The organism is Paenibacillus ferrarius (assembly GCF_002027705.1).
In the GTDB taxonomy this organism is placed as follows: Bacteria; Bacillota; Bacilli; order Paenibacillales; family NBRC-103111; genus Paenibacillus_E; species Paenibacillus_E ferrarius.
Map to the genome: position 1 here is coordinate 56,958 of NZ_MBTG01000023.1, position 24,508 is coordinate 81,465.

Annotated in this window: 20 protein-coding genes and 1 riboswitch; of the genes, 5 read left to right on the forward strand and 15 right to left on the reverse strand. The window is 49.1% G+C overall.

Annotated elements, in window-relative coordinates:
• Positions 1 to 21 precede the first annotated feature (21 nt).
• A riboswitch (cyclic di-GMP riboswitch) is annotated at positions 22 to 110 on the reverse strand.
• A gap of 62 nt (positions 111 to 172) precedes the next feature.
• Complete coding sequence (ilvA, locus tag BC351_RS22890) at positions 173 to 1,429, reverse strand: threonine ammonia-lyase IlvA (protein ID WP_079415285.1); 1,257 nt, start codon at positions 1,427 to 1,429, stop codon at positions 173 to 175.
• A gap of 171 nt (positions 1,430 to 1,600) precedes the next feature.
• On the opposite strand from ilvA, the gene BC351_RS42790 reads away from it, so the two are divergent.
• A complete protein-coding gene (locus BC351_RS42790; RefSeq protein WP_167388041.1) occupies positions 1,601 to 1,762 on the forward strand; it encodes a hypothetical protein in 162 nt (53 codons plus the stop codon).
• 1,216 nt (positions 1,763 to 2,978) lie between these two features.
• Here BC351_RS42790 and BC351_RS22895 read toward each other — a convergent pair.
• Both BC351_RS22895 and rluF read right to left on the reverse strand, forming a co-directional pair.
• Positions 2,979 to 5,339, reverse strand: coding sequence for an S-layer homology domain-containing protein (locus BC351_RS22895; protein WP_158082198.1), 2,361 nt, complete (start codon positions 5,337 to 5,339; stop codon positions 2,979 to 2,981).
• Between the two features lie 180 nt (positions 5,340 to 5,519).
• A complete protein-coding gene (gene rluF / locus BC351_RS22900; protein WP_079415289.1) occupies positions 5,520 to 6,233 on the reverse strand; it encodes a 23S rRNA pseudouridine(2604) synthase RluF in 714 nt (237 codons plus the stop codon).
• Between the two features lie 195 nt (positions 6,234 to 6,428).
• Here rluF and BC351_RS22905 point away from each other — a divergent pair, with 195 nt between their 5' ends.
• Both BC351_RS22905 and BC351_RS22910 read left to right on the forward strand, forming a co-directional pair.
• Entirely contained in the window at positions 6,429 to 6,758 is a 330-nt protein-coding gene (locus BC351_RS22905; protein ID WP_079415291.1) for a hypothetical protein, read from the forward strand.
• An 84-nt stretch (positions 6,759 to 6,842) separates the two neighbouring features.
• Positions 6,843 to 7,463, forward strand: a complete 621-nt coding sequence (locus tag BC351_RS22910) for an NAD(P)-dependent oxidoreductase (RefSeq protein ID WP_079415293.1) — start codon at positions 6,843 to 6,845, stop codon at positions 7,461 to 7,463.
• Between the two features lie 238 nt (positions 7,464 to 7,701).
• On the opposite strand, the gene BC351_RS22915 is transcribed toward BC351_RS22910, so the two are convergent.
• Positions 7,702 to 9,756: an ABC transporter ATP-binding protein gene (locus BC351_RS22915; RefSeq protein ID WP_079415295.1), complete on the reverse strand. Its 2,055-nt coding sequence runs from the start codon at positions 9,754 to 9,756 to the stop codon at positions 7,702 to 7,704.
• A 39-nt stretch (positions 9,757 to 9,795) separates the two neighbouring features.
• Positions 9,796 to 11,541 carry an ABC transporter ATP-binding protein gene (locus tag BC351_RS22920; protein WP_079415297.1) on the reverse strand — a complete coding sequence of 582 codons (1,746 nt, stop codon included), beginning with the start codon at positions 11,539 to 11,541 and terminating at the stop codon, positions 9,796 to 9,798.
• Positions 11,542 to 12,053: 512 nt separating this feature from the next.
• On the opposite strand from BC351_RS22920, the gene BC351_RS22925 reads away from it, so the two are divergent.
• On the forward strand, positions 12,054 to 12,236 hold the full coding sequence (locus BC351_RS22925) for a hypothetical protein (protein ID WP_079415299.1): 183 nt from the start codon (positions 12,054 to 12,056) through the stop codon (positions 12,234 to 12,236).
• Between the two features lie 552 nt (positions 12,237 to 12,788).
• Here the strand turns inward: BC351_RS22925 and BC351_RS22930 are convergent.
• From BC351_RS22930 to BC351_RS22940, 3 genes are all read right to left on the reverse strand, one after another.
• A complete protein-coding gene (locus BC351_RS22930) occupies positions 12,789 to 13,292 on the reverse strand; it encodes a DUF2231 domain-containing protein (RefSeq protein WP_079415301.1) in 504 nt (167 codons plus the stop codon).
• Positions 13,293 to 13,439: 147 nt separating this feature from the next.
• Positions 13,440 to 14,282 carry a M56 family metallopeptidase gene (locus BC351_RS22935; RefSeq protein WP_079415303.1) on the reverse strand — a complete coding sequence of 281 codons (843 nt, stop codon included), beginning with the start codon at positions 14,280 to 14,282 and terminating at the stop codon, positions 13,440 to 13,442.
• A 2-nt stretch (positions 14,283 to 14,284) separates the two neighbouring features.
• Positions 14,285 to 14,701: a BlaI/MecI/CopY family transcriptional regulator gene (locus BC351_RS22940; protein ID WP_079415305.1), complete on the reverse strand. Its 417-nt coding sequence runs from the start codon at positions 14,699 to 14,701 to the stop codon at positions 14,285 to 14,287.
• Between the two features lie 168 nt (positions 14,702 to 14,869).
• Here BC351_RS22940 and BC351_RS22945 point away from each other — a divergent pair, with 168 nt between their 5' ends.
• Positions 14,870 to 15,634: a pirin family protein gene (locus BC351_RS22945; protein ID WP_079415307.1), complete on the forward strand. Its 765-nt coding sequence runs from the start codon at positions 14,870 to 14,872 to the stop codon at positions 15,632 to 15,634.
• Between the two features lie 431 nt (positions 15,635 to 16,065).
• On the opposite strand, the gene BC351_RS22950 is transcribed toward BC351_RS22945, so the two are convergent.
• The 7 genes from BC351_RS22950 to BC351_RS22980 all read right to left on the reverse strand — a co-directional run bounded on the left by BC351_RS22950 (position 16,066) and on the right by BC351_RS22980 (position 24,271).
• Positions 16,066 to 16,320: a hypothetical protein gene (locus BC351_RS22950; RefSeq protein WP_079415309.1), complete on the reverse strand. Its 255-nt coding sequence runs from the start codon at positions 16,318 to 16,320 to the stop codon at positions 16,066 to 16,068.
• Between the two features lie 58 nt (positions 16,321 to 16,378).
• Positions 16,379 to 16,834: a VanZ family protein gene (locus BC351_RS22955; protein ID WP_244209145.1), complete on the reverse strand. Its 456-nt coding sequence runs from the start codon at positions 16,832 to 16,834 to the stop codon at positions 16,379 to 16,381.
• Positions 16,835 to 16,966: 132 nt separating this feature from the next.
• Positions 16,967 to 19,468, reverse strand: coding sequence for a trypsin-like peptidase domain-containing protein (locus tag BC351_RS22960; protein WP_079415310.1), 2,502 nt, complete (start codon positions 19,466 to 19,468; stop codon positions 16,967 to 16,969).
• 79 nt (positions 19,469 to 19,547) lie between these two features.
• Positions 19,548 to 20,384 (reverse strand): formate dehydrogenase accessory sulfurtransferase FdhD, encoded by an 837-nt coding sequence (gene fdhD, locus BC351_RS22965; RefSeq protein ID WP_079415882.1) that lies wholly within the window; start codon positions 20,382 to 20,384, stop codon positions 19,548 to 19,550.
• 5 nt (positions 20,385 to 20,389) lie between these two features.
• On the reverse strand, positions 20,390 to 22,744 hold the full coding sequence (locus BC351_RS22970) for an FdhF/YdeP family oxidoreductase (RefSeq protein ID WP_079415312.1): 2,355 nt from the start codon (positions 22,742 to 22,744) through the stop codon (positions 20,390 to 20,392).
• Between the two features lie 220 nt (positions 22,745 to 22,964).
• The gene (locus BC351_RS22975; RefSeq protein WP_079415314.1) at positions 22,965 to 23,330 is read right to left on the reverse strand and encodes a Na-translocating system protein MpsC family protein; all 366 of its coding nucleotides are present in this window, start codon (positions 23,328 to 23,330) and stop codon (positions 22,965 to 22,967) included.
• 419 nt (positions 23,331 to 23,749) lie between these two features.
• A complete protein-coding gene (locus BC351_RS22980) occupies positions 23,750 to 24,271 on the reverse strand; it encodes an NADPH-dependent FMN reductase (RefSeq protein ID WP_244209146.1) in 522 nt (173 codons plus the stop codon).
• Positions 24,272 to 24,508: the final 237 nt, after the last annotated feature.

Here is a 24,508-nt window from a genome sequence, read left to right on the forward strand (position 1 = left end):
CTGTTAGGTAAGCTTCAACCTGTCGGCAGCACAGCCATCATCATTGCATAAGCAACATTAGATCTGTAACTTTGCGTCCTTACCTTTCGATAAGTTTGCCTTTTACACGATATAAGTAATTACTGGGACTAAATAACTATACCATATCCACTCTGAATTTGGCTAATGTAACTTAGATCAACAAATTAAACAATTTGGGATCCTTATTGATCTCGACATAGCCATAATCCTTTTGGGACAGGCGCTCTATTAATCCTTCGTAATCATCTTTATTCTTGAGCTCAATGCCAACAAGCGCAGGTGCATCGTCGCGGTTATTCTTTTTGGTGTATTCAAATCGCGTGATATCATCTGTCGGTCCTAGGACCTCCTCGAGAAATTCTCGCAATGCGCCCGCCCGCTGCGGGAAATTGAGAATGAAGTAGTGCTTCAAGCCCTCATAGATCAGAGATCTCTCTTTGATCTGCTGCATGCGGTCAATATCATTGTTGCCGCCGCTGATGATGCAGACGACATTCTTGCCGCGAATCTGCTCCCGATACGCATCCAGCGCAGCGACTGGAAGTGCTCCAGCAGGCTCAATTACGATCGCGTTATTGTTATATAACTCCAATATGGTTGTACACTCTTTGCCGGAAGGAATAATGACGATATCCTCCAGCTTATCTTTGCAAATTTCGAACGTCAATTCACCTACCTGCTTCACAGCTGCGCCATCTACAAACTTCTCAATCGTGGGCAACGTCACGACTTTACCTTGCTGCAAGGACTCCGTCATGCTGGCTGCGCCCTCTGGCTCGACCCCGATGATTCGTGTGCGAGGCGACACGCTGTCTACATACGTCGCTACGCCCGCTACAAGACCGCCGCCGCCGATTGTGGCGAATATGTAATCAGGGGTCTCTGACATTTGATTCATAATCTCCAGGCCCACAGTGCCTTGTCCCGCAATCGTCCGCACATCATCGAAGGGGTGAATGAACACTTTATTTTCTTGTTCGCAATAGGCTTTGGCCTGAGCGGAGGAATCATCGAAAGAATCCCCAGTGAGAATAACCTCAACAAAAGAACCGCCGAAGAGCTTCACTTGGGAAATTTTCTGCCTAGGCGTCGTCGTCGGCATAAAAATTTTGCCCTCAATGCCAAGCTGCTTGCAAGAATAGGCTACACCCTGCGCGTGGTTGCCGGCGCTCGCACATACAACACCTGCCTCGCGTTCCTCCGCCGTTAAGCTTTGAATGACATTATAAGCTCCACGAATTTTGAAAGAGCGAACGATTTGCATATCTTCACGTTTGAGATAAACGTTGCATTCATACAAGTTCGAGAGCAGCTCATTGCGTTGCAATGGCGATGGTTCGATCACCTTGCTGAGCACATGATTGGCCCTAATAATATCTTCCAAACCTACTTTTCCGGAAACAACCATTATCTTCTACTCCCTTTCCATCACATCTTGAATAAAGTTTTAAAGTTTATTGTAGCATATCTCCTATCATCTGTAAGGAAATGTTGCTGGAAATACTTGGATAGGGGTGTTTCACCCCATGCTCAGCAGGGTATTAGTTAGCAAGATACCTTCAAAAAAGGAGTGATTCTCATGTCAACACAACCACGTAACATTGATATCGAAGAACGCCATGTGGAGAAGAAATCGGATTCAAGCTTAGTTGCTTCCACCTTTATCAAATATGCCGCTTATATTGTGATTATTTTCGGTATTCTGTACTTCCTGGTACGTTATGTCTTCCCGATGTTCTAGAATGGACTATTCGTGCTTCCGCGTTTATCGGGAACTTGGATTCCATCGAGCGAGGCAGATGGTTCATTAGATTCTGAAAAGCCTGCGATGGGAGGAGAAGTCTGCCATAGGAGGATTCTAAAAGCCTGCAATTGTGCAGGCTTTTTCAAGGAAATCGTGCGAAAAGCGGAAAAGCCTGCGATTGTGCAGGCTTTTTAGGCTTTTTCATCCTTGCAACCAGATTTGGCTTCAAAAGCATGCATTATTGCAGGAATTCCTTGATTTAGGCTATCTCAAGGGCAAAAAGGATGCATAATCGCAGGAATTTCGCGAAATATGCAAGACTGAGGCGGCTCTGACGAAATGCGGCCCGCACATGCGCGTTTATAAGGATGTTGGTCCCATCGAGCAGGGCAGCAGATGGTTCATTAGATTCTGAAGCCTGCGATGGGAGGAGAAGTCTGCCATAGGAGGATTCTAAAAGCCTGCAATTGTCAATTGTGCAGGCTTTTTCAAGGAAATCGTGCGAAAAGCGGAAAAGCCTGCGATTGTGCAGGCTTTTTAGGCTTTTTCATCCTTGCAACCAGATTTGGCTTCAAAAGCATGCATTATTGCAGGAATTCCTTGATTTAGGCTATCTCAAGAGCAAAAAGGATGCATAATCGCAGGAATTATTAGGAATTATGTAAATATGACAAGGTAGAGGCGCTTCTGACGAAACGCAGCCAAAAGCGCTAGCTTGCAGGACTAATCCAACTAACTCTAGTCACTTCAAATCACTTCAGATCACTCAGCTCACTTAGCTCACTCCATCCCACACAGCTCACTTCAGATCACTTCAACTCACTCTATCTCACTCTATCTCACTCTATCTCACTCTATCTCACTCCAGCTCACTCCAGCTCACTCAGATCACTCTGCTCACTTCAGATCACTTCAGATCACTTCAACTCACTCTAGCTCACTCAACTCACTCAAGCCCACCTAACTCACTTCAACTCACTTTACTCACTTCAGATCACTTCATTCTCACTCCAGCTCACTCAGCCCACTCAACTCACTCCGGTTCATTCCAAGCTCACCCAACTCATCCAATCATCATAAAAGCACAAAATAAAAAAACCTCTATCGAGACCACTCAAAGAGAAGCGACCGCGTTAGAGGTAGGTTGTATCGCCAAACAGAGCTGCCCTCAAGTAGATTTCCTACTCAAGGGCAGCCCTGTGTTCAACTTGCTTTAGTAATAAATTCGCGGCTGATCTTGATCCTGAAGCTCGGAACGCTTCTGCAAGAAGCGGTAGAACGCGCTAGCTGCTTGTGCTTTCGTTACTTCCTGCTGCGGCGCGAATTGCCCGTTAGTCAGCGTCATAATGTCCAGCCCCACTACAATGGCAGCGACACCTACCTGTTTGAGCTTGGCAGCATCGGCAAACTGTTGATTAAAGACACCATCGAACTTCGCTAAAGCTTTGTAGCCCAGCGCTTTCACAATGAGCTGCGCCATATCTTCGCGGTCCAGCGTAGCATCTGGGTTGAACTCCGTGCCGCCGTCCAGCAATCCGCGATCAACCGCATTTTCGACATATGCGAAATATGGCGAGGAATTGCTCACATCCGCAAAGGAAGCCTTCCGATCCGCTCCGTAATAAATGCCGCCGCCTCCGCCATTCATGGCGATGACGAGCATTTTGACCAGTTCGCCACGCTTAATCAGTTGATCCGGATTTACCTTGCCGTCCTTCACATCCAAGGCTTGATAATCCAGCATAAGCTGCAGCTCATTTTTAGCCCAATGATTGTCGATGTCGCTGACGACGATTTTGTCCAAGGAGATCGTCTCGCCTGTTTGGCTATTGCGCCAAACTCCGGTTTGTGCGTCCAACAGATAAGCATCACGGTTGTATTTGGGAATGAGCGAGTAGACAAGCTTAGCTACCTTTTTCTCACTCGTAGTCGAAGCAGAAGAAGGCGGAGTTTCTCCGGCTGCAATCATCACGCGATACTTCTCAATCGGTATGCCGCCAATGTATCCAGTATCCTCAAGCGTATAATTGAGCTGTATATCAAACTGTGCGAGCCAGAGATCTTTGGCTTTATTAATAGCCAGCACTTCCGGCTTCTGTTTCGGATACGGCAAAGAACTGATGGAGAAATTATAGTTCGTTATTTGACCGGTTACCCGATCAATACTCACGGACACTTCCTCATTGTTTGCACTGACTCCGTCGATGACACGATTGAAATGAATATCCCAATTCCGCAGCTGCTTCAGCTGCTCTGGCGTATAATCCTTCTCAGACTGCACGCGAAGCACCAACTGATCTGTGTAGGCAGGAAGCTGTTGTTTCACTAGATCAACGGCTTTGGCGACCGCATCCGCGTAGGCAACTTTGCCTTCAATATCTTTGGGAGCATCAGGACCAACTGGCATGTAACTGCTGAAGCTCATAATTTCTCCCGTCTTGCTATTCACATTGGCCCACGCGCTTCTACCTGGAACCTTGCTCACCATATCCTTCTCAGCCTCTATCGTCCAGCTTAAATTCCAGCTCGAGCTTGTTTCTGCTGTTTCAGGATTGGTACTTTCATTGTAGGAAGCATCTCTGAGCTTGAAATCCGCTGGCAGATTAAATACGGAAACTACTTTCTTCACAGCCTCTTCCTTCGTCAAATCCAAATTAGCCGGATGCGCAGCTGCGAGAGGTTTATCAGTCAAAGGCTTAACCCCTTGCTGGCCATTCATTGCTTTAATCGGGCTCCATACCTCACCAGTCTCAGCATTCAGCGAAAATGGATTCAACATATACGAAATAATCGGAAGCTTTTTGCCTCTAGCACTGTACGGAATCTGATACTGCAAAGAAAGCTCAGCCTTATCGTGGAACAATTGGGCCGCCTTCTCTTTGGATATCGGAGTTACCTGGGCCGGGAAAGTGATATCATCCTGCCAATTGTAGTTGTAGCTTGTAACCTGCCCATCCCCGTTAACGCTGACATTAATCCCATTCATGCCAAAAGGAACTCCGCCTACCGAGCGATCGTATCGAAGGTTATAAACATAATTGCCATTCAAAGGCGTGCGAAATGCCTTCTCCTCCGTATCATTATAGACAAGCTCCTTCTGCTTCTCGGGATTGATTTTGGCAATGAACGTGGAAGCCACCTCTTTGGCTGCTTTGAAATCTACCTTTGGCGGATAGCTCGGCTTATGTGCAGGATCATTGTCATTCAAAGAGAATGACATCAGCGTGCCGTCCATACCGTTAATGGACACACTCAGATACCCATAGTTCTGATCCTTCACTTTGCGTGTATACGAAATGTTCCATGTCGGCAAATTCTGACCATTCATGGTGTAATACCCATTCAGGCTGATTGATTGCAAAGCAAATCCATCCGGCAGCGTTATGTATGTCTTAGCTCGCTCCAGCGCTTGCTCTTTCGTAATCTTGGCATCCTGCATCTTGCCATCCCCCGGTGCTAACGGCATAGAAATCGCTTTGCCCTCCACGACCTCGTTCGCCCATACACCTGGAGCAGCGGTTAGCAGCAATGTGGAAGCAAGGACCAACGTTCCAGCTTGTTTGACAATATTCAATGTCATCTTCCTCCTTAGCGTTTGTACGCTTTTACCTAAAAGATATCTACAATCCCCTAACGAAACGTATTGGTAAAATGTTGCTTGGAAGTTGCCTGACAGGCTTTTTATTTTTTATCCAACCGCGCACAAAAAAAAGCACATGCCCGAGCCACCCTTAAGGCGTTCAGACACGTGCACTTATTTACTCGATTTGGAGCTTTCCTGACTAAGCGTCTGCATTAAATCCTGCATTTCGCCTTGCGTCAAATTCCGCCATTTCCCCACTTTCAGTGTCCCTAGATGGATATGCATAATCCGTACGCGCTGAAGTCGCACCACACGGTATCCAAACGCTTCGCACATCCGGCGAATTTGCCGGTTAAGCCCTTGGGTCAAAATGATGCGGAAAACACGGTCCCCAACCTGATAAATCTCACAAGGTTTTGTCATTGTTCCCAGAATACGAACGCCGCTTCCCATTCCTTGCAAAAACATGGGGGTTATCGGCCGATTAACCGTTACAATGTACTCTTTATCGTGATTATTTTCCGCTCGCAGAATCTGGTTCACAATATCCCCGTTATTGGTCAAAAGAATAAGCCCTTCCGAATCTTTGTCCAGTCGGCCTATGGGGAAAATGCGCTCCGAATGCCCGACGAAGTCGACGATGTTGCCTTTGATATGCGCTTCAGTCGTGCTGGTAATCCCTACTGGCTTGTTGAGCGCTATGTAGACATGCTCCTTCTTCTCCCCGATCACCTGTCCGTCAATGCGAACCTCATCGCCAGGCCCTACAACGCTTCCCAATCCGGCGAGCTCGCCGTTAATGGTAACACGCTTCGCCTCCACCCACTTGTCCGCTTCGCGTCTGGAGCAAACGCCGGTTTCACTAATAAATTTATTAATTCTCATACCTGGGAAATTCCCTTCTATGCCGTAATCAGACCACTCAAGTACTTCTTATTATGCTGGATTCGCGCATTCGGTTCAAGTAGCCCTGCCTGGAGAATTGTATTCTATGAAAATAGTATACATAAACTAGTAAATTCATCCACGCGAAATCTTCGAATCTAGCATCTATTAATTCTAGAACAGGAGGGATGCTAAATGAGTATGAAACCTATTAAAAAAACGCGCGCGACTTACAAAAAAGCTGTCGCCACAGCTAAACAAGCTAACCGCAAAACCGATTTGGGCAACGGATTCCAACGTTTCTTTTTTAACCGCACCATCACGCCTAACACGTATTTCACCTTTACCTTCAATGGGGGAAGCTTAAAACCGATTAGTGGCGGATTCTTTATCGCTAATCAGAACTCGTTGCCTGCCTATGCAACCAGCTTCTACAACCAAAGTGATTTTGTTTATGTGATAACCGTCTTCAATCCTACTTCTTTCACTCGTGCCATTTCCTTTACCTTTGTTGCTAAGCAGTAAGGGAGAAGCAGCCTGACACTTTTCTATCTATCTGAACGATGTTTGATATACTAAGAGAAACTATGCATCATCAGGAGGACAATTATGCGCATCCTGCTCTTGGGAGCCACAGGCCGAGTCGGCCAACGAATTATGCAACGGGCCTTGATGGACAAACACGAGGTCACTGCGCTTGTTCGCAGTCCGGACAAGATCACTCTCTCGTCCGATCAGCTCACTTTATTACGCGGAGACGCTTGTCATGCCGATGATATCCATGCTGCTGTCAGCGGCGTGGATGTGATCATAAGCTGCCTCGGAACCGATGGAGGTACCGTGTTGACTGAATTCACGCCCCTGCTGATCAGGGCGATGCAAGCTCACGGTGTGAGCCGCGTTGTCACCGTCGGCACAGCCGGCATCCTGCAGAGCCGGGAACACGCCGGCTTGCTTCGCTACGAAGCCCCGGACTCCCGGCGCTCTTCCACCCGAGCCGCGGAGGAGCACCGCAGAGCATGGGAAATGCTCGCTGCATCGGGCTTACGCTGGACGGTTGTCTGTCCGACGTACCTGCCGGATGGTGAGCCGCAAGGCAGCTTCCGCACCGAGCGGGACTACTTGCCGGAAGGTGGCATGTCGATCACTGTGGGGGATACCGCGGCGTTCACCTATCAAGTCGCCTGCGCGGATGAGTATGGCGAATGCCGGGTAGGGCTTGCCTATTGAGCGACTGCACGAAGTGATAGCCAGTAGCGCCATGACAAAAAAGGATGGAAGCCGATATAACGGCATCCATCCTTTTTTGGCTGCAAGCTCTTTCCTAGCCTCTGCTTCGTTCTTTCGCCAAGGCCGCGATATTGACCAAAGAAATCACAATACCAACAGCACGGAACACAGAGCGGGTTAGCCCGCACGCGCAAAGAGCCAACAGACGCGAAAGCTCCCCCGCGTCTGTTGGCTTCTTTTACAAACCGCTGCGCACTTCGTCTTCAGCGGCCGCTGCTGTTTCTGGATGTCCCTGCTGCAGCTGGTACATCTGGTAGTACCGACCGAGGAGCCCCATCAGCTCCTCGTGATTGCCTCGCTCGACGATTTCGCCGTGGTCGAGCACTAGAATTTGGTCGGCGCTTTTGATCGTCGACAGGCGGTGGGCAATGATGAAGGTGGTTCGCCCCTTCGACAGCACTTCAAGCGCGGCCTGAATAACGGCCTCGGTCTCCGTGTCGATGGAGGCCGTCGCCTCATCGAGAATCAAGATCGCCGGGTCGAACGCCAGCGCCCGGGCGAAGGAAATCAGCTGCCGCTGCCCGGCCGACAGCGTGCTGCCCTTCTCGACCACAGGCTCGTCGATGCCGTGCGGCAGGCCCTTGAACATCTCCGCTGCGCCAACCTCGCGCAGCGCAGCTTCTACCCGTTCCCGGGTGATGGACGGATCATCCAACGAAACGTTGGAGGCAATCGTCCCTGTGAATAGGAACGGGTCCTGCAGCACGATGCCCATATGCTGGCGCAGCAGCTGCTTAGGCATCTCGCGCACCTCGCGGCCGTCGATCGTGATCCGGCCATCGTTCACATCGTAGAAGCGGAAGAGCAGATTCAAGATCGAGCTTTTGCCTGATCCGGTATGCCCAACCAGCGCAACCGTCTGCCCTTGTTTGGCCTCAAACGAAATATCTTTCAGCACATCTTCGCCTTCTTTATAAGCAAAACGCACATGCTCAAACTTAACATTGCCCTTATAACGATCAGATTTCTCCGCAGCGACATCAATGCCTTGCTCATCGAGCAGCTCGAATACGCGATCCGCGGAGACAAGCGCCCTCTCCAGGTTCGGCAGCTGGTTCACGATGCCCACCATCGGATGAAACATCCGGTTCAGATAGTCAACGAAAGCGTACAACACCCCAACCGTAATCAGCGTATTCAAGCTGCTGCCGCCAACATACCAGATAAGACCGAAGAAGAATAAATTCCGAACTACGTTCATCAAATTATGCGAAGTTAGCGAGTTCAGGCTGAGCAATTTGTTTTGATACGACGTATATTCATCGTTCAATTGTTCGAATTCCTGAATCGTTTCCTTTTGCCGGCGAAAAGCCTGAATGATGGTCATCCCTTGAATCGACTCATTAATGATCCCATTGATGGACCCAATCCGCTCGCGAATCTCATGATTGAAGTAAGAAGCAAATTTACGATAAACAACAATCCAGACATAGAGCAAAGGAATGACCGGAAGTGTAAACAAAGCGAGCCTATAATCTAGAATGAATAATGCCGCGATAATGCCAACGATATAAATCGTGCCTGTAAAAAAGTTAGCCAACACCTGGATATACAGATCTTTGACAGACTCCGTGTCATTAGTAATTCGAGATACAATTTTGCCCGCTGGCTGATTATCAAAATAGTTGATCGGCAGCCGCTGAATTTGCGCGAACACATCGCTTCGCATGCGCTGGATGATCCGATTGGCTGCGGACTGAAGTAAATACCGTTGCCCGTAGGTGAAGGCAGCTCCAACTAAAATCAGTAAGAAGTAGAGACCTGCCAATTTCATTAAACTAATAAATTCAGGCTTATAGAATGCATAAAGTTCTTGTACGCCTAGCTTTTGAATATCATATTCTGCTTTCTCTGATCCTTGCGTTATGGTTAGCTTCCCAGTATCTGAAAGCTTGCGTACGCCATCAAATACAATGGGCTGATCCACCCATACGAATTGGCTGCCCACCTGCAAAATGCGAACTTCTTTCCCCTTCGGCTCCCCTTCAGGAAAGTTATCGCCCCGCATATAGAACGTGCCGCCTCTAGGAACGGACTTACCGGTTTGCGTCGCGGACTGCGTCTCATACCACGGCTTCTCGATACCGAGAATATGCGTATCAATCATTTGCCGCGCGATAAAAGGGCCTGCCAGCTCGGTCGCTACGGCTACAGATAAGAAAAGGAGCGCAATAAGCAGCGGCTTTTTGAATAGGGCTGCATATTGAAATAATCGTTTACCTGTTTGTTTCATTTGGTTTCTCACCTTCTTTTCAGCTTTATCTATAATCTGCTACGCCTGTGTTGTCTCCTCAAGCTGCTGACGGTCATACTGCTCTTTGTACCAGCCGCCAAGCGCAATAAGCTGCTCATGCGTGCCTTCTTCCACGATATAGCCTTCATCCAATACGACAATCCAGTCCGCATGCTGAACAGCTGATAAGCGGTGAGTGGTGATGAGTGTTGTTTTACCTGCACGTTCCGAGCGAATGCCGCGAATGATCTCCGCTTCTGTTTTGGCGTCCACTGCCGAGAGTGCGTCGTCCAGCATGAGGATTTCCGGATCTACATAAAGCGCCCGCGCAATGGAAACACGCTGCTTCTGGCCGCCGGATAAGGCTACGCCTCTTTCACCGACTAACGTCTGCAAACCTTCCGGCAGAAACTCAACGTCCTTGCGGAAGGCAGCAAGCTCAAGTGCTTGTTGGAGCTGATCTTCCGATCCTCCGCTTTGACCGAACATAATGTTCTCTCTGACTGTTTTGGAGAAAAGAACCGGTTCCTGCGGCACATAGCCAATCCATCCGAGGACCGTATCAATGCTCAGCTGCTCAATAGGCGTATCCGACAGCTTGATGGCTCCTTGCCCCGGCGGATATTCTCTTAAAAGCTGCTTGAGCAGCGTGGTTTTGCCGCTTCCTGTGCGGCCCACAATGCCAAGCGTTTGACCACGCTGCAAATGGAATGAAATATTAACTAAATTATCAATCGAAGAGGACGGATAACGGAAGGTGACATTTTGAAAGCTGATCGTATTCGGCAGCAAAAGCGTTTTGGCTTGCGGATCTTCTTTCACATCCGGCTTATAGCCAAGCGTCTCGTTTACCCGATCAAGGGAAGCATTCCCGCGCTGCATGATGTTCATCAGCTCACCGATGGCGAACATCGGCCAGATCAGCATACCCAAGAAGGTATTGAAGGAAACCAGCTCGCCGAGCGTCAGTTCACTATGGAAAACCATATAGCCGCCGTAGCATAATCCGATCAAATACGAAATGCCGACCAGAATTTTGACCGTTGGTTCAAAAAGAGCGTCGATAATGGCAACTGCGATATTTTTGCGGAATACATCGTCCGTCATCGTTTTGAAGCTTTGTTCACTCGCTTTCTCTTGCACGAAAGCGCGTATCACTCGAACGCCTGCGATCGTTTCCAGCACGCGGTCATTCATTTGCCCAAAAGCATCCTGTGCCCGTATGAATCTCTCATGAATACGACTGCCATAAACGGTAATCGCAATCGCCATGAAGGGCAGCGGAATAATGGCCGCCAAGGTCAGCTTCCAGCTAATGAAGAAGCCCATCATCGCCAGAATAGTTAACATGAACAAGGTTGAGTCGACGAATGTCAAAATACCGAAGCCCGCCGTCGTCGATACTGCCTGCAAATCATTGGTGGCTCTAGCCATCAGATCTCCAGTACGGTTGCGCTCGTAAAACGTTGGTGTCATGCGGAGCAGCTGTCTCATTAAGCGGGAGCGGAGAATACGCTCTAATACGAAAGCACCGCCAAACAGCTGGTACAGCCAAACATAAGATAGTCCGTAGCCCGCGACGATTAACGCGCCCCAGAAGGCGAGCAATTGCACCAGCTTGCTTCCTGTCAAAGTTCCCATGTGTATGCCATCAATCGCATAGCCGATCAGCTTCGGAGGAATTACGTCAATAATCCCGACGATAATCAGCAGTCCAATGGCAATCGTGTAACGCTTCCAGTTCATTCGAAAGAACCAAGCTAATTTCTTTAATACTGTAAACATCTATCTTTTCACTCCTCTCAAATGGCGCAAACGAATACCTACTTATCCACGCAAAAAGGGCACATCGCACGCCGCGATATGCCTTCTATTAAGCAGAAAAGCGCTCGTCACGAACTTGTTCGTAACCCGCGCTTTCCATTAGCGTTTATGATGGGGATCAGAGACTGAACAGACATTAGGCGTGTGTTCAGGCCAATAAGCGGGTTACTTCATATGAAATTGTATGGTCAAGATTCGGCTTGCCGTGATGGAATAATCGCTTCATAACCATATCAATCATCTTATAACCCCCCTTTTCCCAAAAGTTGTATATTTAAGCTTACAGTGGTGATCTTAACATCCTTCTCAAGTCTGTGTCAATCGGAGAGAAAGACTATAACGGAACTCTCTGAATGAGGAATTTCGGATCGTATTACTCACCTTTAGCTGGAAGCCAAATGTCACACATGTTTCAAAATCTCCCGGCATATTCATAACATATAGGTTCATTGCGCATAGGGGAGTGAATGTCCATGGTCGATAAAGTGTTTGCGTTGCTAGGATGGATCACGGCCTTTGGAATTGTGATTGGAGGCGTTACGGCTGCTATCGCCCGCTTCGTCAGCCGCGATTCAACGAAGTACGATATGGAGTTTCTGTGGGGGCATCGCTATACATTGGAGGAGCTGGAGTTGACGCTGCGGGAACCTGTTTGAGCTGCTTTGCGGCGCTGTGAGATGACAATGATCTGCTGTAAGCACGTTTTTTCAACGCTACAGAGGGGGAGGGCTGCGGTTTTACTCCTTGAGCGGTGCAAAATACCTCGTGATGCTGGGATTGCAACATAACTCTCCCTCGCGAATACAAGATAAGGCCGGACTCACGTTCGTCCCAATGGGAATTTGTAGAATTGCAGAAAAACCCATATGAAAAGGAAATATGATCCGCTATTTGGCTCAAAATGCGATATTCGCAGCTGAAAGGGAAATATGATCCCTTATTTCACCTTTATAAGGTGAATTTCCAGCAATTTAGACAAATTAGCGTACTATAGTTCCGTTTGATCAGCCAAATGGCCGTTGGACGATGAATAAGGGAACGTAGTTGCCTTCGGGCATCATGTCAGCATCCGCAAGACCCTCAACTAACCATGTGGGCTCAACTCCTCGGCAACCTCAAATAGCAAGCTTCGCTCTCCTCACAACATATAAATTATCTATTAAAAAGGGTAATCTGCCAGCTGCTCAGCTTCCAGATCACCCTTTTCTTTACTTGGCAGAGGCTTGTCCATTGGCTGCCGCTGGTGCTCCCACTCCAGAGGCACCTGGACCTTGTCCTGGGCCGGTTCCGGGACCGCTGCCTGGGACGCCGGTCATAGGTCGATGAACCATTTGACCTCCAAGGTGGCCCGTGTAGCTAACGAGAATAACCGCGGCCAGCGCGCCAATCAAATAAATGGGGTTGCGGCCCAATTCGAGCTTTTTCCAAATCAATAAGCCTACGCGAACGATGGCAAGCACAATGGCGAGGAACATAGTAAGGCGTGCATACAGCTCATGCGGAACAACCAGCGGATTGCGCCAAGGCGACGGGCCTGTAAGAACCGCTGCGACGGTACCCAAGGCGCCAACGATCATACACAGCATCCCTGCCGAATGCCAGTCGCGTTTTTTGAAAATCAAAGCAATCAAATCAAAAACAAAGCTAAAAATAAGAAGTGCGATAGGGACATGTGTCACGATGAAATGCAAATTATTCAAAATGTAATCCACTTCGTTTCTCTCCTCTATCTATTTATTACCGTTACACTACATAGTGTAGTGTTTAAGGCCTCTGAAGTCAATATTTACCTCTAAATAGGGTCGAAGTCCGTCAAGTTAGCTGACATGCTTCGACCCTAGGTTCTACAGTCCGTTAGTTTAAATAAGTCCATTAAGTACGATTACGATAAGCAAGGAACTGGCCATCCGTATAAGCGGCCAATGCAGCGACAATTTCATTTGAGGGTCCAAAATATGCTGAATTCTGACATTCATAGATGTTTCGGCAAAAGAGGCGTGGGATAGGGAGATGATCTGCGGTGTCGGCGCCTGTCTGAGCAGCTTGAGAAGGGCGCTGCCTAAATCTAAAGATTGCTTCATCTGGCTGATCGCGTACTTATCCGCTCTAAGTTCTATCATGATTGGATATTTCTCAGCCAGCCAAGCGAAAATAGGGATATACCACATCGCTTTGGATAGGGTAGAAAGCAGCAATCCGGCCAGCGGATCGCGGTAGCGCACATGGCATTTCTCATGCTCAATGACAGCTTTAAGCTCATTCGGCTCCAGCATGTCGAGTAGTCCCGTCGATAACAGAATACGCGGCTTCCATAACCCCACTGTCATCGCAATTGGAGCTTGATACGAAATCATGCTGAGGGCATTTGGACGAAGCCCAAATTGATCTTGATAATGCTGCGATAATGCGGATACTTCAGAGAGCTTCACAATCTTCTTGGCTTTCCATGTATCTCGTGCATGCTGCGCCATCAGCCATATCAGCAACCCGAATGTATGGAGAATCAGCGTATTTATCACGTACCAAGCAAGCGGTGCCGGCACATGCAGCTTTTGAAATAATAAGATGCACAAATCAAAAATATTAAAAAAGGCTCTCCATTTAAAAAGATGCTGGAGCAAATAAAGCAGCATTTGCAATAAAATGGCTCCCGATACGGCCAGAGAAGCGAGATACAACCCCTTGATTCGCGATTCCTTCATCGTTATCGATCCTTTTTGAGTTCTTTGATTTGTTGCTCCAGCTTGTCGAGCAGATCAGGATCTACTTTATCAAGCGCATCCACCATGTGAGTAACAGCCAATGAGCCGAACTCTTCAATGAGGTCAAACGTAAGCTCCTTTGATTGGGTTTCCATGAATTGCTCGCGCGTTACGACGGGTCTGTACATAAAAGAACGAGTAACGGATTTTTTCTGGAGAATACCTTTGTCCACTAGCCGGTTCATGACCGTCATCACCGTATTAAAATTGATCGCTTTATCCTGATCCAGCTTGATCTGCACATCTTTGATCGTCAACTCCGCGGAAGTTCCCCAAAGAATTTCCATAATCTTCGCTTCCAAAGGGCCAAAAAAACGATTAAGCCCGGTTCCTTCATATTTAAAATTTTGCATTTTCATGATCGCTTCACTCCTTACACTACAAATTGTAGTAGGCGGCAAGAACGAAGTCAAGATTTGAAAGACGAATGGACATAATAAGATTTTGACAACGGGAGCGAGAAGCGATATAATACTTACATAAAGTTAGTTATTAATTATTATATAGTTAATAAGGAGGAGTCACACATGAACATTCGCATATATGGTGCTGAACAGCAAGGCGTTGGAGCATTTGACGGAGGTAAGTTTCTGGAGCAGCGGGCAGTCAGCTTCCCAGGCGAGAAAACCGCGGTAGACCGCGTCGGCCCATTATTTTACTGGGCTTGGGGCAAAGCTGCCGATGTTGCCGAAATCGGCATGCACCCCCACAAAGCGTTCGAAATTGTCACCTATGTCATCGAAGGTCTCGTGGAGCATCGCGACTCCCTTGGTTCTCTGGAGACAGTAGCGGACGGCGGCGCGCAAGTGATCCAAGCCGGTTCCGGCGTCTATCACGCCGAGGCGTTCCGCACCGTAGGAAGCGAAGCGATGCAGATCTGGTTCGAGCCTCATCTCAGTGAAACGGTGAAAAAGCCGGCAACTTACCGCCAATATAATCACGAAACATTCCCGAGTCATCGCACCCATGGTTCTGTGGCCAAAGCCGTTATCGGCGGAGAAGCTCCGATTCAATTAGATACCGACGCTAATATGCATGACTGGACGCTTGATCCCGGCGCTTCATTCAGCTACCCTCTTGACCCAAGCCGTCAGCTGGCCTTTCTTATCATTCGCGGGCAGGGTGCCGCGGCATCAGGCGAGCTGCAGACGTTGTCCCATAAGGATTTTGTCGTAGCCCAAGCGACAGAGGAGGGCGAAGTCCTCCGGCTTCAAGCCGATGAGGAAGAGGGCCTTCGTGTCATCGCCATTGATGTTCCTGTAGATCCAGGGTACACCTTGTATCGCAAATAATGGGGTCGAATGGGGCTGAATGATTGCTGACTTGAAGCTAAATACAGCGGCGGATGCCATGTGAAGTGGCTGCTCCCTCATACGAGCAATGCCTGTGCTCACGGATTTCGAAAAGCCTGCGAATGTGCAGGCTTTTTCGAGCAAATCGTGTAAAAACGGCAGAAAGCCTGCGATTATGCAGGCTTTTTAAGCTTTTCCATCATAGAATCGAAAAAAGCTCTCAAAAGGATGCATATTCGCAGGCATTTCACCTGTTTGCTTATTCCCGAGCCGAAAAGGATGCATATTTGCAGGAATATGCGCAGCGCGGCTTACGAACCTGAGGCAACTGCAAGACTATCAGCTTGTACTGCTTGTACTGCTTGTACTGCTTGTGCTGCTTGTGCTGCTTGAGCAACCTATGCAAAACTCAAGCCACAGACGAGTCGCTTCTACTGATTATTTTGCAGTCTTGCTTCTTCCTCTGTCAGCTCTTGAGCGAGTTGCTGCACCGCGGACGAGTCGGAATGCATCGTTGCTTGGTCGACCGACTTCTCCGCTTTGTTGATGGCATTCTGAGCCTCATCCAAAGTCTGAGAAGTCGGGTGAGAAAGCGCGTGGGAAACAGCGCGATGGACGTTTTCCACTGAATTTTGCGCCGATGATATCGGGTTTTGAGATTGACGGCTGGAATCTGACTGCGTCATGATGTTGATTACCTCCTAGGGGCTGATTAGGTCACAATCGCTATCTTGAGGCATTTGGTCAGATTTTATACCAAGCCGCTGATTTCCTTGCTTTCAGCCCACGCTGCAAGCCTGCAAAAACAGCATAAGCAAGACTGGCGCCCAGCGTATTCAGTATCACATCGTCCACATCCAAACTGCCGACTCTAAGCAGCATTTGCAGTACTTCCAAGATGATTACCGAACAACCAAAAAGCAGCAGGAACGCCACAAAGCGACGAGCCCAGAGAAATAAATAAGGCAGCACAAAGCCATAAGGTGTGAAGACACCGATATTCCCCAAAATATTAATGATCCATGTCCGCATCGAAAAAGAATGGCTATGCAGCACATACATTCCAATTGTTCGAAAAGGCACCATGTTGTAGTGATAGGATCCACTCGTACGGATACTGCGCCCAAACCCCATAAACATCCAATACAGCAGACAGCCCGTAAAGCCTAGGAAAAACAGCCAAACCAATACTCTACCCAACCTTCCGTGCCTCCCGCTCATCACCCATTCACCGCTTCCCTTCCCAGTAGCCAAACAAAGCATCCAAACAAAATAACCAAACAAAGAAACCTCCTTCAGTCTCCTGATAAGAGGTCTCTTTGCTCAACAGTTCTATTTTAGAAATGTAAAGGACTCAAATGCTTTCGTTAAGCGAGCTTCGTTAACCTCCGTACGAACAGCTTCATCAATACGAAGCGACACGGTATAAGTAATCTGATTTTGATTAAAAATGTAGATCGTTTCCTTGTAAGGAATTTTGGCAGTCGCATAGCTAATGTCGTATTTCTTCGCTTTCACATTTTGGAATAACGTCACTTCTGAATCCGAATACACATATTCTTTATCATTGGTATGACTTTTCTTTTGGGCAGCATCCTCGTCTTTAATCGCATTGTCGAAGGAGGTTTTGCTGTCTGCGCTAATCGAGAGATCACCGCCAGTGAATACGAAGGTTTTGTTGGCTTGATCCTTATTGTCATATGACTTCATGCTCGTCCAATTCTCTGGAATTTGCAAGGCATACTTATATTTCTCATTCTTGAAAGGAACCACGCGGTCCGGATCCGCAAGCTCGTCCAGATCTTGAATAAAACCAAGCTCTTGATCCATGCGGTCTTTGTCCACTTTGATTGACGAGGTCAAGGCTTTCTCCAGCTCATCCAGCTCAGTGCCCTTATCGTCCTTCGGATAACTGACTCCGATCTCATATTTATACTTGTCCTTGATGAAAAAGAGGGAGTAGCCTGCGTTCCACTTTTTGCCCAGAGTATTCGAGTAGCCCAGCTTCATAGCAGGCACACCAGCGAGCGTCAGCTCCACCGGCTCATCCATCGTGCGATATTTAGGCGCGTACTGCGCTTCAAACTGTTTCGTTTGACGATCTGCCCACGCAGTCAGCGTATCTCCGGAAGAAGCCGAAGTCACACGCACATGTATCGCTTGGGAATAGTCATCGTTAAAGAAAGAGGAGCTGCCGGTATAACCGCCTTGCTGCCAATTGGATGGCAGGGCAAAGGACAAGCCATACTCATTCGTATACGTCGTATTCCCGCTCGAATACACCGAAATATCCCGCAACGACTCATCCTTGGTGTCAAAAGAAAGCTTGAAGCTGTCGAGCAGATCATTATAACTGTTTTGCTTAAAATCATTGTTGTAGTGCTCTTTGGTTACGAATAATTGCACTTTATAAAGCTTGCCCTTATACAGATAGCCGCGAGTCTGAACATATCCTTTGTCCCCTGAACGACTAACGATTTTGGCGAAAGGCTGACCTTCCCGCTTCACATACTGACGCTCCAGAATCGTCGCGGACGACTGATCCGAATACTCATCCTCTTCATCAGAAGCTAAGCGGCTAAGCAGCGCTGATGGCGACAGTTCATCGCTTTGCTTGCTATCCACCGTAATCGACAAGGAGAATTCACCCTTCGCATCGATGAAATTAACCGAATCCCCGTCATCCGATTGACGGCCCTTCACAAGGCCTGCCGGGTATTTCATCGACCATCCGAGATGGCTGTCTCCGATCTTCGTTTTGCCACGATCCGCATCCAAATACGAGCCCTCGGCATCTTCTGTCCATTTCGTTTCCCGCTGCTGCACTTCGCCCAGTGTAACCGATTTGGTTGCTGCCGAACTGCCAGACTGAATCTTGATATCCACTTTATCGCCTGGCAAGTAATGTTTAATCGCTTCGTTGTAATCTACCAAAGTCTTCACATTGGTGGTTCCGATAGAAACGAAAACATCATCCTGCTGAATGCCTGCCCCAGCGGCTGGCGAATCCGGATCTACATAAGCAACCCTTAATCCGGTTGAACTTGGCAAGCCTACTACCGCTTCCCAGCTTTCCTCCAGCTCGAGTCCCAGATATGGCCGTTTGACTTTCCCATATAGCTGGAAATGCTTCAAGACATATTTAACGGTGTCTATCGGTATGGCGAAACCGAGATTTTCCACACCAATTTCCGCATATTTCATCGTATTAATGCCAATGACTTCGCCTTTCATGTTGATCAAAGCGCCGCCGCTGTTGCCTGGATTGATCGCGGCATCCGTTTGGATCAGCTGATATTGCGAGCTAACCGAGCGGTCAAGTCCACTGACGATACCAACCGTAACAGAGTTTCTAAGCGCAAATGAGATCGGCGTCCCAATCGCAGCAACCGTTTCACCTACTTTAATATCGGAAGACGATGCCAGTGTAGCCGGCGATAAGCCGGTAGCATCAATTTTGACCAAGGCCAAATCGCTTTCTTCATCCATATTCGTGGCATGCCCGTTATAAGTTGTACCATTCGAAGTTACGACGACGATATTTTTCATATCCTTGACGACATGCGCGTTCGTGACGATAACCCCGTTGGACTCGACAATCACGCCCGTGCCGTGGGCCAAATTAAAACGGTTCTTCTCCATCGTCTTATTCGAATCCTTCGAAGGCTTGCCAATAATCGCTACAACGGAAGGCGACGTTTTCTCAACAACCTTCGGAACCTCTGAATTCAATTCCGCTGCATAAGAAGGTGCAGGACCTTGCAAGGAAATAAGCAAAAACGCTGTCAGCAGCGCTATCATCCCTTTTTTCGTATATATATTCCATTTCCCCATGCTGCTCTCCCTCTCTTAACAAAATATGGCAGTAGCTAGAATCTAGCATATTTGAGAAAGAGAGACAATATAAAAATTATTAAGAAAGATTTCCGCATTCCATTATCCGCTCTGGGTGTGTGTATATCGTTAATTGGTCTCTGCGAATAAAACCAACCACGGTGATGCCCAGATCATGAGCCAAACGAAGCGCCAAGTCGGTAGGAGCTGATTTGGATAACAGGATGCCCACGCCGATTTTGGCCACTTTGAGGACAACTTCGGAAGAAACTCTGCCGCTGAAAGCGATCACTTTGTCTCGAACAGACACCCGCTGTCTTAACAGATAACCGTAAATTTTATCAAGGGCATTATGCCGGCCAATATCCGCTCTGCCCAAAAGAAGCTCGCTCCCTGTGCATAGCGCGGCGTTATGAAGCCCCCCTGTGGCCTTGAAATCCGCTGATTGCTCCTGCAGCTGGTTCATTAAATGGAAGCACTGTGCAATGGTAAGCTGGAGCGGTGTGCGGACGGTTTTGGCGGTTCGGGCGTCATTATGGAAGTAAAACTGGCGGCTTTTCCCGCAGCAAGAGCCGATGAAGCGCTTAGACACCATCTTCTGGCTTAATTGATGAAGGTTGCGCAGCTTCACATGGGCGAAGCCCCGCTCCTCCTCCAGCGTAAGCGACTCTATTTGATCGATGAAGCGGATAAGGCCCTCCGAGGCCAGAAAGCCTGCAACCAGGTCTTCCGTATCTGTCGGTGTATAGACCAGTGTAGCGAACTCTTCGCCGTCAATACGAATGGTCAGGGGTGCTTCTGTCGCAATTGTATCCTCTTGCGGAATGATTTCGGTCCCATTATAGCGATGAATCGTCCAAGTTGTCGTTGAAGAAAGCGCGGACTCTCTTGGAGCTTTATCCGGTTCGTCTTGCATCGTCTTCACTCCACTTCCATCTCCAGCTCTTGAATGCGCTTCTCGATATAGCGTGTATCTTTGTGTGCATGGTAGGTCTCTGCCTTTTCCACGATAATAGCTGTATTGTATTCCGGGATTCCGGCGTATTGCTCATAAACCCCCTTGGGAATAAGGGAATTGCCCTCAGGCCAGTGGACTTCGATGTTGCCTTGCTTCACTTCGGCACATTTCACTCTGCCGTGCATGCTTCCATAGCTGTTGTAGACAACAATCGCCTCGCCCTCCTGCAGCGAGAGGGCCGCCGCGTCCTCGTGATGGATCAGCACATCGTAGCGATCCGCGTCATTAAACGGGTCGATGTCGCTGTAGATCATCGAATTGAACTGCTTGCCGCGGCGCGTCGTCACGGCGAAATGCCCCTCTGGCTTGCGCAGCTCCGGAAGTTCGATCGGCAGCAGCGCGCCGCGGCCATCCGGCGTCGGACAGACGCCATCCTCGCACAGCCACGCGCCGCCGTATTGAAACACATCACCGCGCTCACGCAGGTGCTGGATGCCGTTATAGCTTGGCGCAGCCAGCGCAATTTCCGCGCGGATCGCTTCTGCGCTGCCGCAGCCAAGCAGCTCGGCGGCCTCGGGCTTCACGCGGCGGGCGAGATCGGCATAGATCGCCCACTCCGCGCGGGCTTCGCCGATTCGCGGTCCGGCGATCTCGGGCGAGAAGTACACCATCCGCTCCGTCGAGGTGGACGTACCGCCCCCGGGCTGCTCGTAGCGCGTCATCGCAGGCAGCACGACCACGGCCTCCCGCGCATCCAGCAGCGTGGAGGTGTTCAGGATGATGTCCTGGTGAACACGGACATCCACGCTCGTCAGGGCTTCGCGGACGAAGGCCGGGTCCGGCATCGTCTCGAGGAAGTTGCCGCCGGAGGTGTAGAACAACCGGAGCTTGCGCTCCTGCTCCTGTGGCAGGAGCGCGTTCTCAAGGGTGACGCCCACGATGTCACCCTGCCAGCTCGGCAGCTCGAAGCCCCAGAGCTGCTGAATGCGCTCGCGGTCGGCGGCGCTGCTGATGTCGCCGCCAGGCAGGCTGAAGGGATCGGCGCCCATTTCGCCGGATCCCTGTACGCCGCTGTGGCCGCGGATGGGCATCAGCCCGCAGTGCTCGCGGCCCAGAAAGCCCCGCAGGAGGGCAAGATTCGCCACCTGCGAGATATTGTCCGTGCCGAAGCGGTGCTGTGTGAGCCCCATGCTCCACACGAAGACCGCACTGGCGGCACGCGCCAGCAGCTCCGCGAACTCGCGCATGCGTTCGCGGGTGAGGCCGGACGACTGCTCCAGCGTCGTCCAGTCCTGCTGCGCCACGTGGGCGCGCAGCTCTTCAAGCCCCTTCGTGTGCGCCTGCACGAACGCATGATCAATCGCGGAGCCAGCCTCGCGCTCCTCCATCTCGAACCACACCTTCATGACGCCGTTCATGAAGGCAATGTCCCCACCGATGTTCACTTGGTATACATCATCGCACAGCTTCGTGCCGAAAACGGCCGATTCGGCAATCGAAGGAATCCAATACTTCTCCATCGACGGCTCGTAATAGGGGTTAATGACAATGATCTTCGTCCCTTTGCGTTTGGCCGCATACATGTACTTCGTAGAAACCGGCTGATTATTCGCGGCTACACTGCCCCAGAACACAAGGACATCCGTACCGATCCAGTCCTTGTAATTACAGGTCGAAGCGCCTACGCCTACCGAGCGCTTCAGGGCCGTCTTCGACGGGGAGTGGCAGATCCGCGAGGCATTGTCGATGTTGTTCGTTCCGAGCAGCCTCGCCACCTTCGCTGCCACATAATACGACTCGTTCGTAATTCCCCGAGCCGTCAAATAAAAAGCCGTTTGCTTCGGATTCGTCGCCTTCATCTTCGCAGCAACCAAATCCAGCGCCTCATCCCATGTGGCTCGGCTGAATCTTCGCTCTCCTTGGCGGCGAATGAGCGGATAAGGAATCCGGCCGAGCTGTCTAAGCTCGGTGCTGTTAAGCCGGCTCAGCTCTTCGATATCAGCGTGCAGCAGATCCTCGCGAATCGCCGGCATGGTATTAAGTCTCAGCACGTTCAGTCGTGTCGTACACAGGTGTGGTCCGGCCAACGTTTGATCGTACAGCCCCGATACCCCCAGTGCACAGCCGTCGCAGACGCCCTGCGTCAAAATCCGGTAGGCATATGGCAGATTATCGCGATTCTGCCAAGCAATCTTGGCAGTTTCACGAATATGCTGCGGTTTAATTTTGCCAATCCCGAAAGGCACCTTGCTGACCCACAGCTTCGGATCCGGCTTCATTGGCAGCTTAATCGGCCCGGTATGTTTCGTTTTTCCCATATCAATAGCTCCTTTTGTAGTTCATTATCAGCCTTCATCCGCTAACATCCGTACTTAGAGTCTATGTGCAAGCTCTCAGCCATATATCCCCAGCCTGCAAAAGCCCAAAAATGCCAAAAACCACCGCAAAACAATCCCCAGACCTCCTCATACAGAGGAAGCCTCAAGTCCCGTTTCACAGTGGTTAGTCTCCGGCAGGTTCGCTACCGAGTGCCAAGCCTTATGATAAATGTTTATACTTCTTTTCTAAATCTTGGTCAAAAACAAACACCGACATCCCAACATCCTGCTCGATATCAATATCTACGAAAAGCTGAACGAATTTAGCGCCTAGCAGCTCTTCCATCTCGACAGGGGGATGCTCCTTGTAAATCTCTTTCACCATTTCCGTGCGCGCCGTGCGGAGCATCTGTCTGCCATCGCCCGTCTTCGCCATAAACTTCTCCACAGGAGACAAGTTGCCTGACATTTCACAGATCGCCCAACACTTGCAAAAGGTCGTAATTACACGTTCCGGCCCTTTGCCCATATGCTTTTTGCGATAGGCCTTTACGAGATTGCTGAATTCGGCCTCCATACGATTCATTGGTCAGCCACCTTTATGTTTGCTGCTTCAATCATAGCAAGAAAGCGCATACCTGACAACCGGATATGAGGACCTCGGGAATATACTCATTTCGAATATGAAGCTGTAACATCCTAGCCATATCTTATCCCTTTTACTCGCGATCCTCTTCGTCCCATTTGCGCGAGTACGCTTTCTTCGTTACCCAGAACGTCGCGCCTATGATAATCACTAGCGCAATAATTCCCAAAATAATGGCACCGGCCATCTCCAAACACACTCCTTCTTTTGCCTTCACATCGTCGCACGAAAGCTATCCTCTTTAATCTCTACTATAGCTGATAGACATTCGAACAAGCAAAGGTCTTTTGCCTTCTCCATCGAAGGAAGACTCTTATCTGAGGGAGCATCAACTACACTTCCAGCCCCTCCAACATCTATCATTTATTTACAGACAAACTGCCAATCAGCCCACTCAACTCACTCCTGAGCTCCTCATCTATCCAAACACCGTCCGCATCCAATTTCTTATTTACATTCCCAATCATGCTTGAGCCTACGATAGAAGCCGTCATCATACGCAGTGTTAAAAGCAGTGAATCATGAGCCTTCTCCGCTCCAGTCGCTAACGGCGAAGCACTTATAACTGCTGTTGGCTTATCGACGAACTCGCCCGATGACACGATCCAGTCTAATGCATTCTTCAGCACACCGGGCACACCATTGGCATACTCCGGTGTACAGAGGATGATTCCATCTGCTGCTTGCAGTGCTTTGCGCCACGCTTGCACGGCTGTCGGAGGCTCATCTCCATCCAAATCAGGATTGAAATGCGGCAAATTGCCGATTCCCTCAAATACGCTTAGTTTGAACTCAGGTGGGGCTGCGTCTTTTAATGCATAGACAAGTTTAGTATTCAGCGACGCCGTTCGAAGGCTTCCTGATATCGCCAATATGTTCACGTTCAGATCCCCTTTCTTTCTCTGTGAATTGTTCTTCTTCTACCATAAACGATAACATTAACGTCAGGGTCAAGGGGATTTTTGTGCCTTTGTCCTGTTGTTGGATGCAGTCTGCTCAACTTTTGAATAATCATCGCTGGTTTGAATCATAATGCAGGCAATAAGCCCGATTTGCTTCAGTCCTAGTTATCCATGTTGAATCTTAGTTATATCAACCGAATAGAGGAATCAGGTACT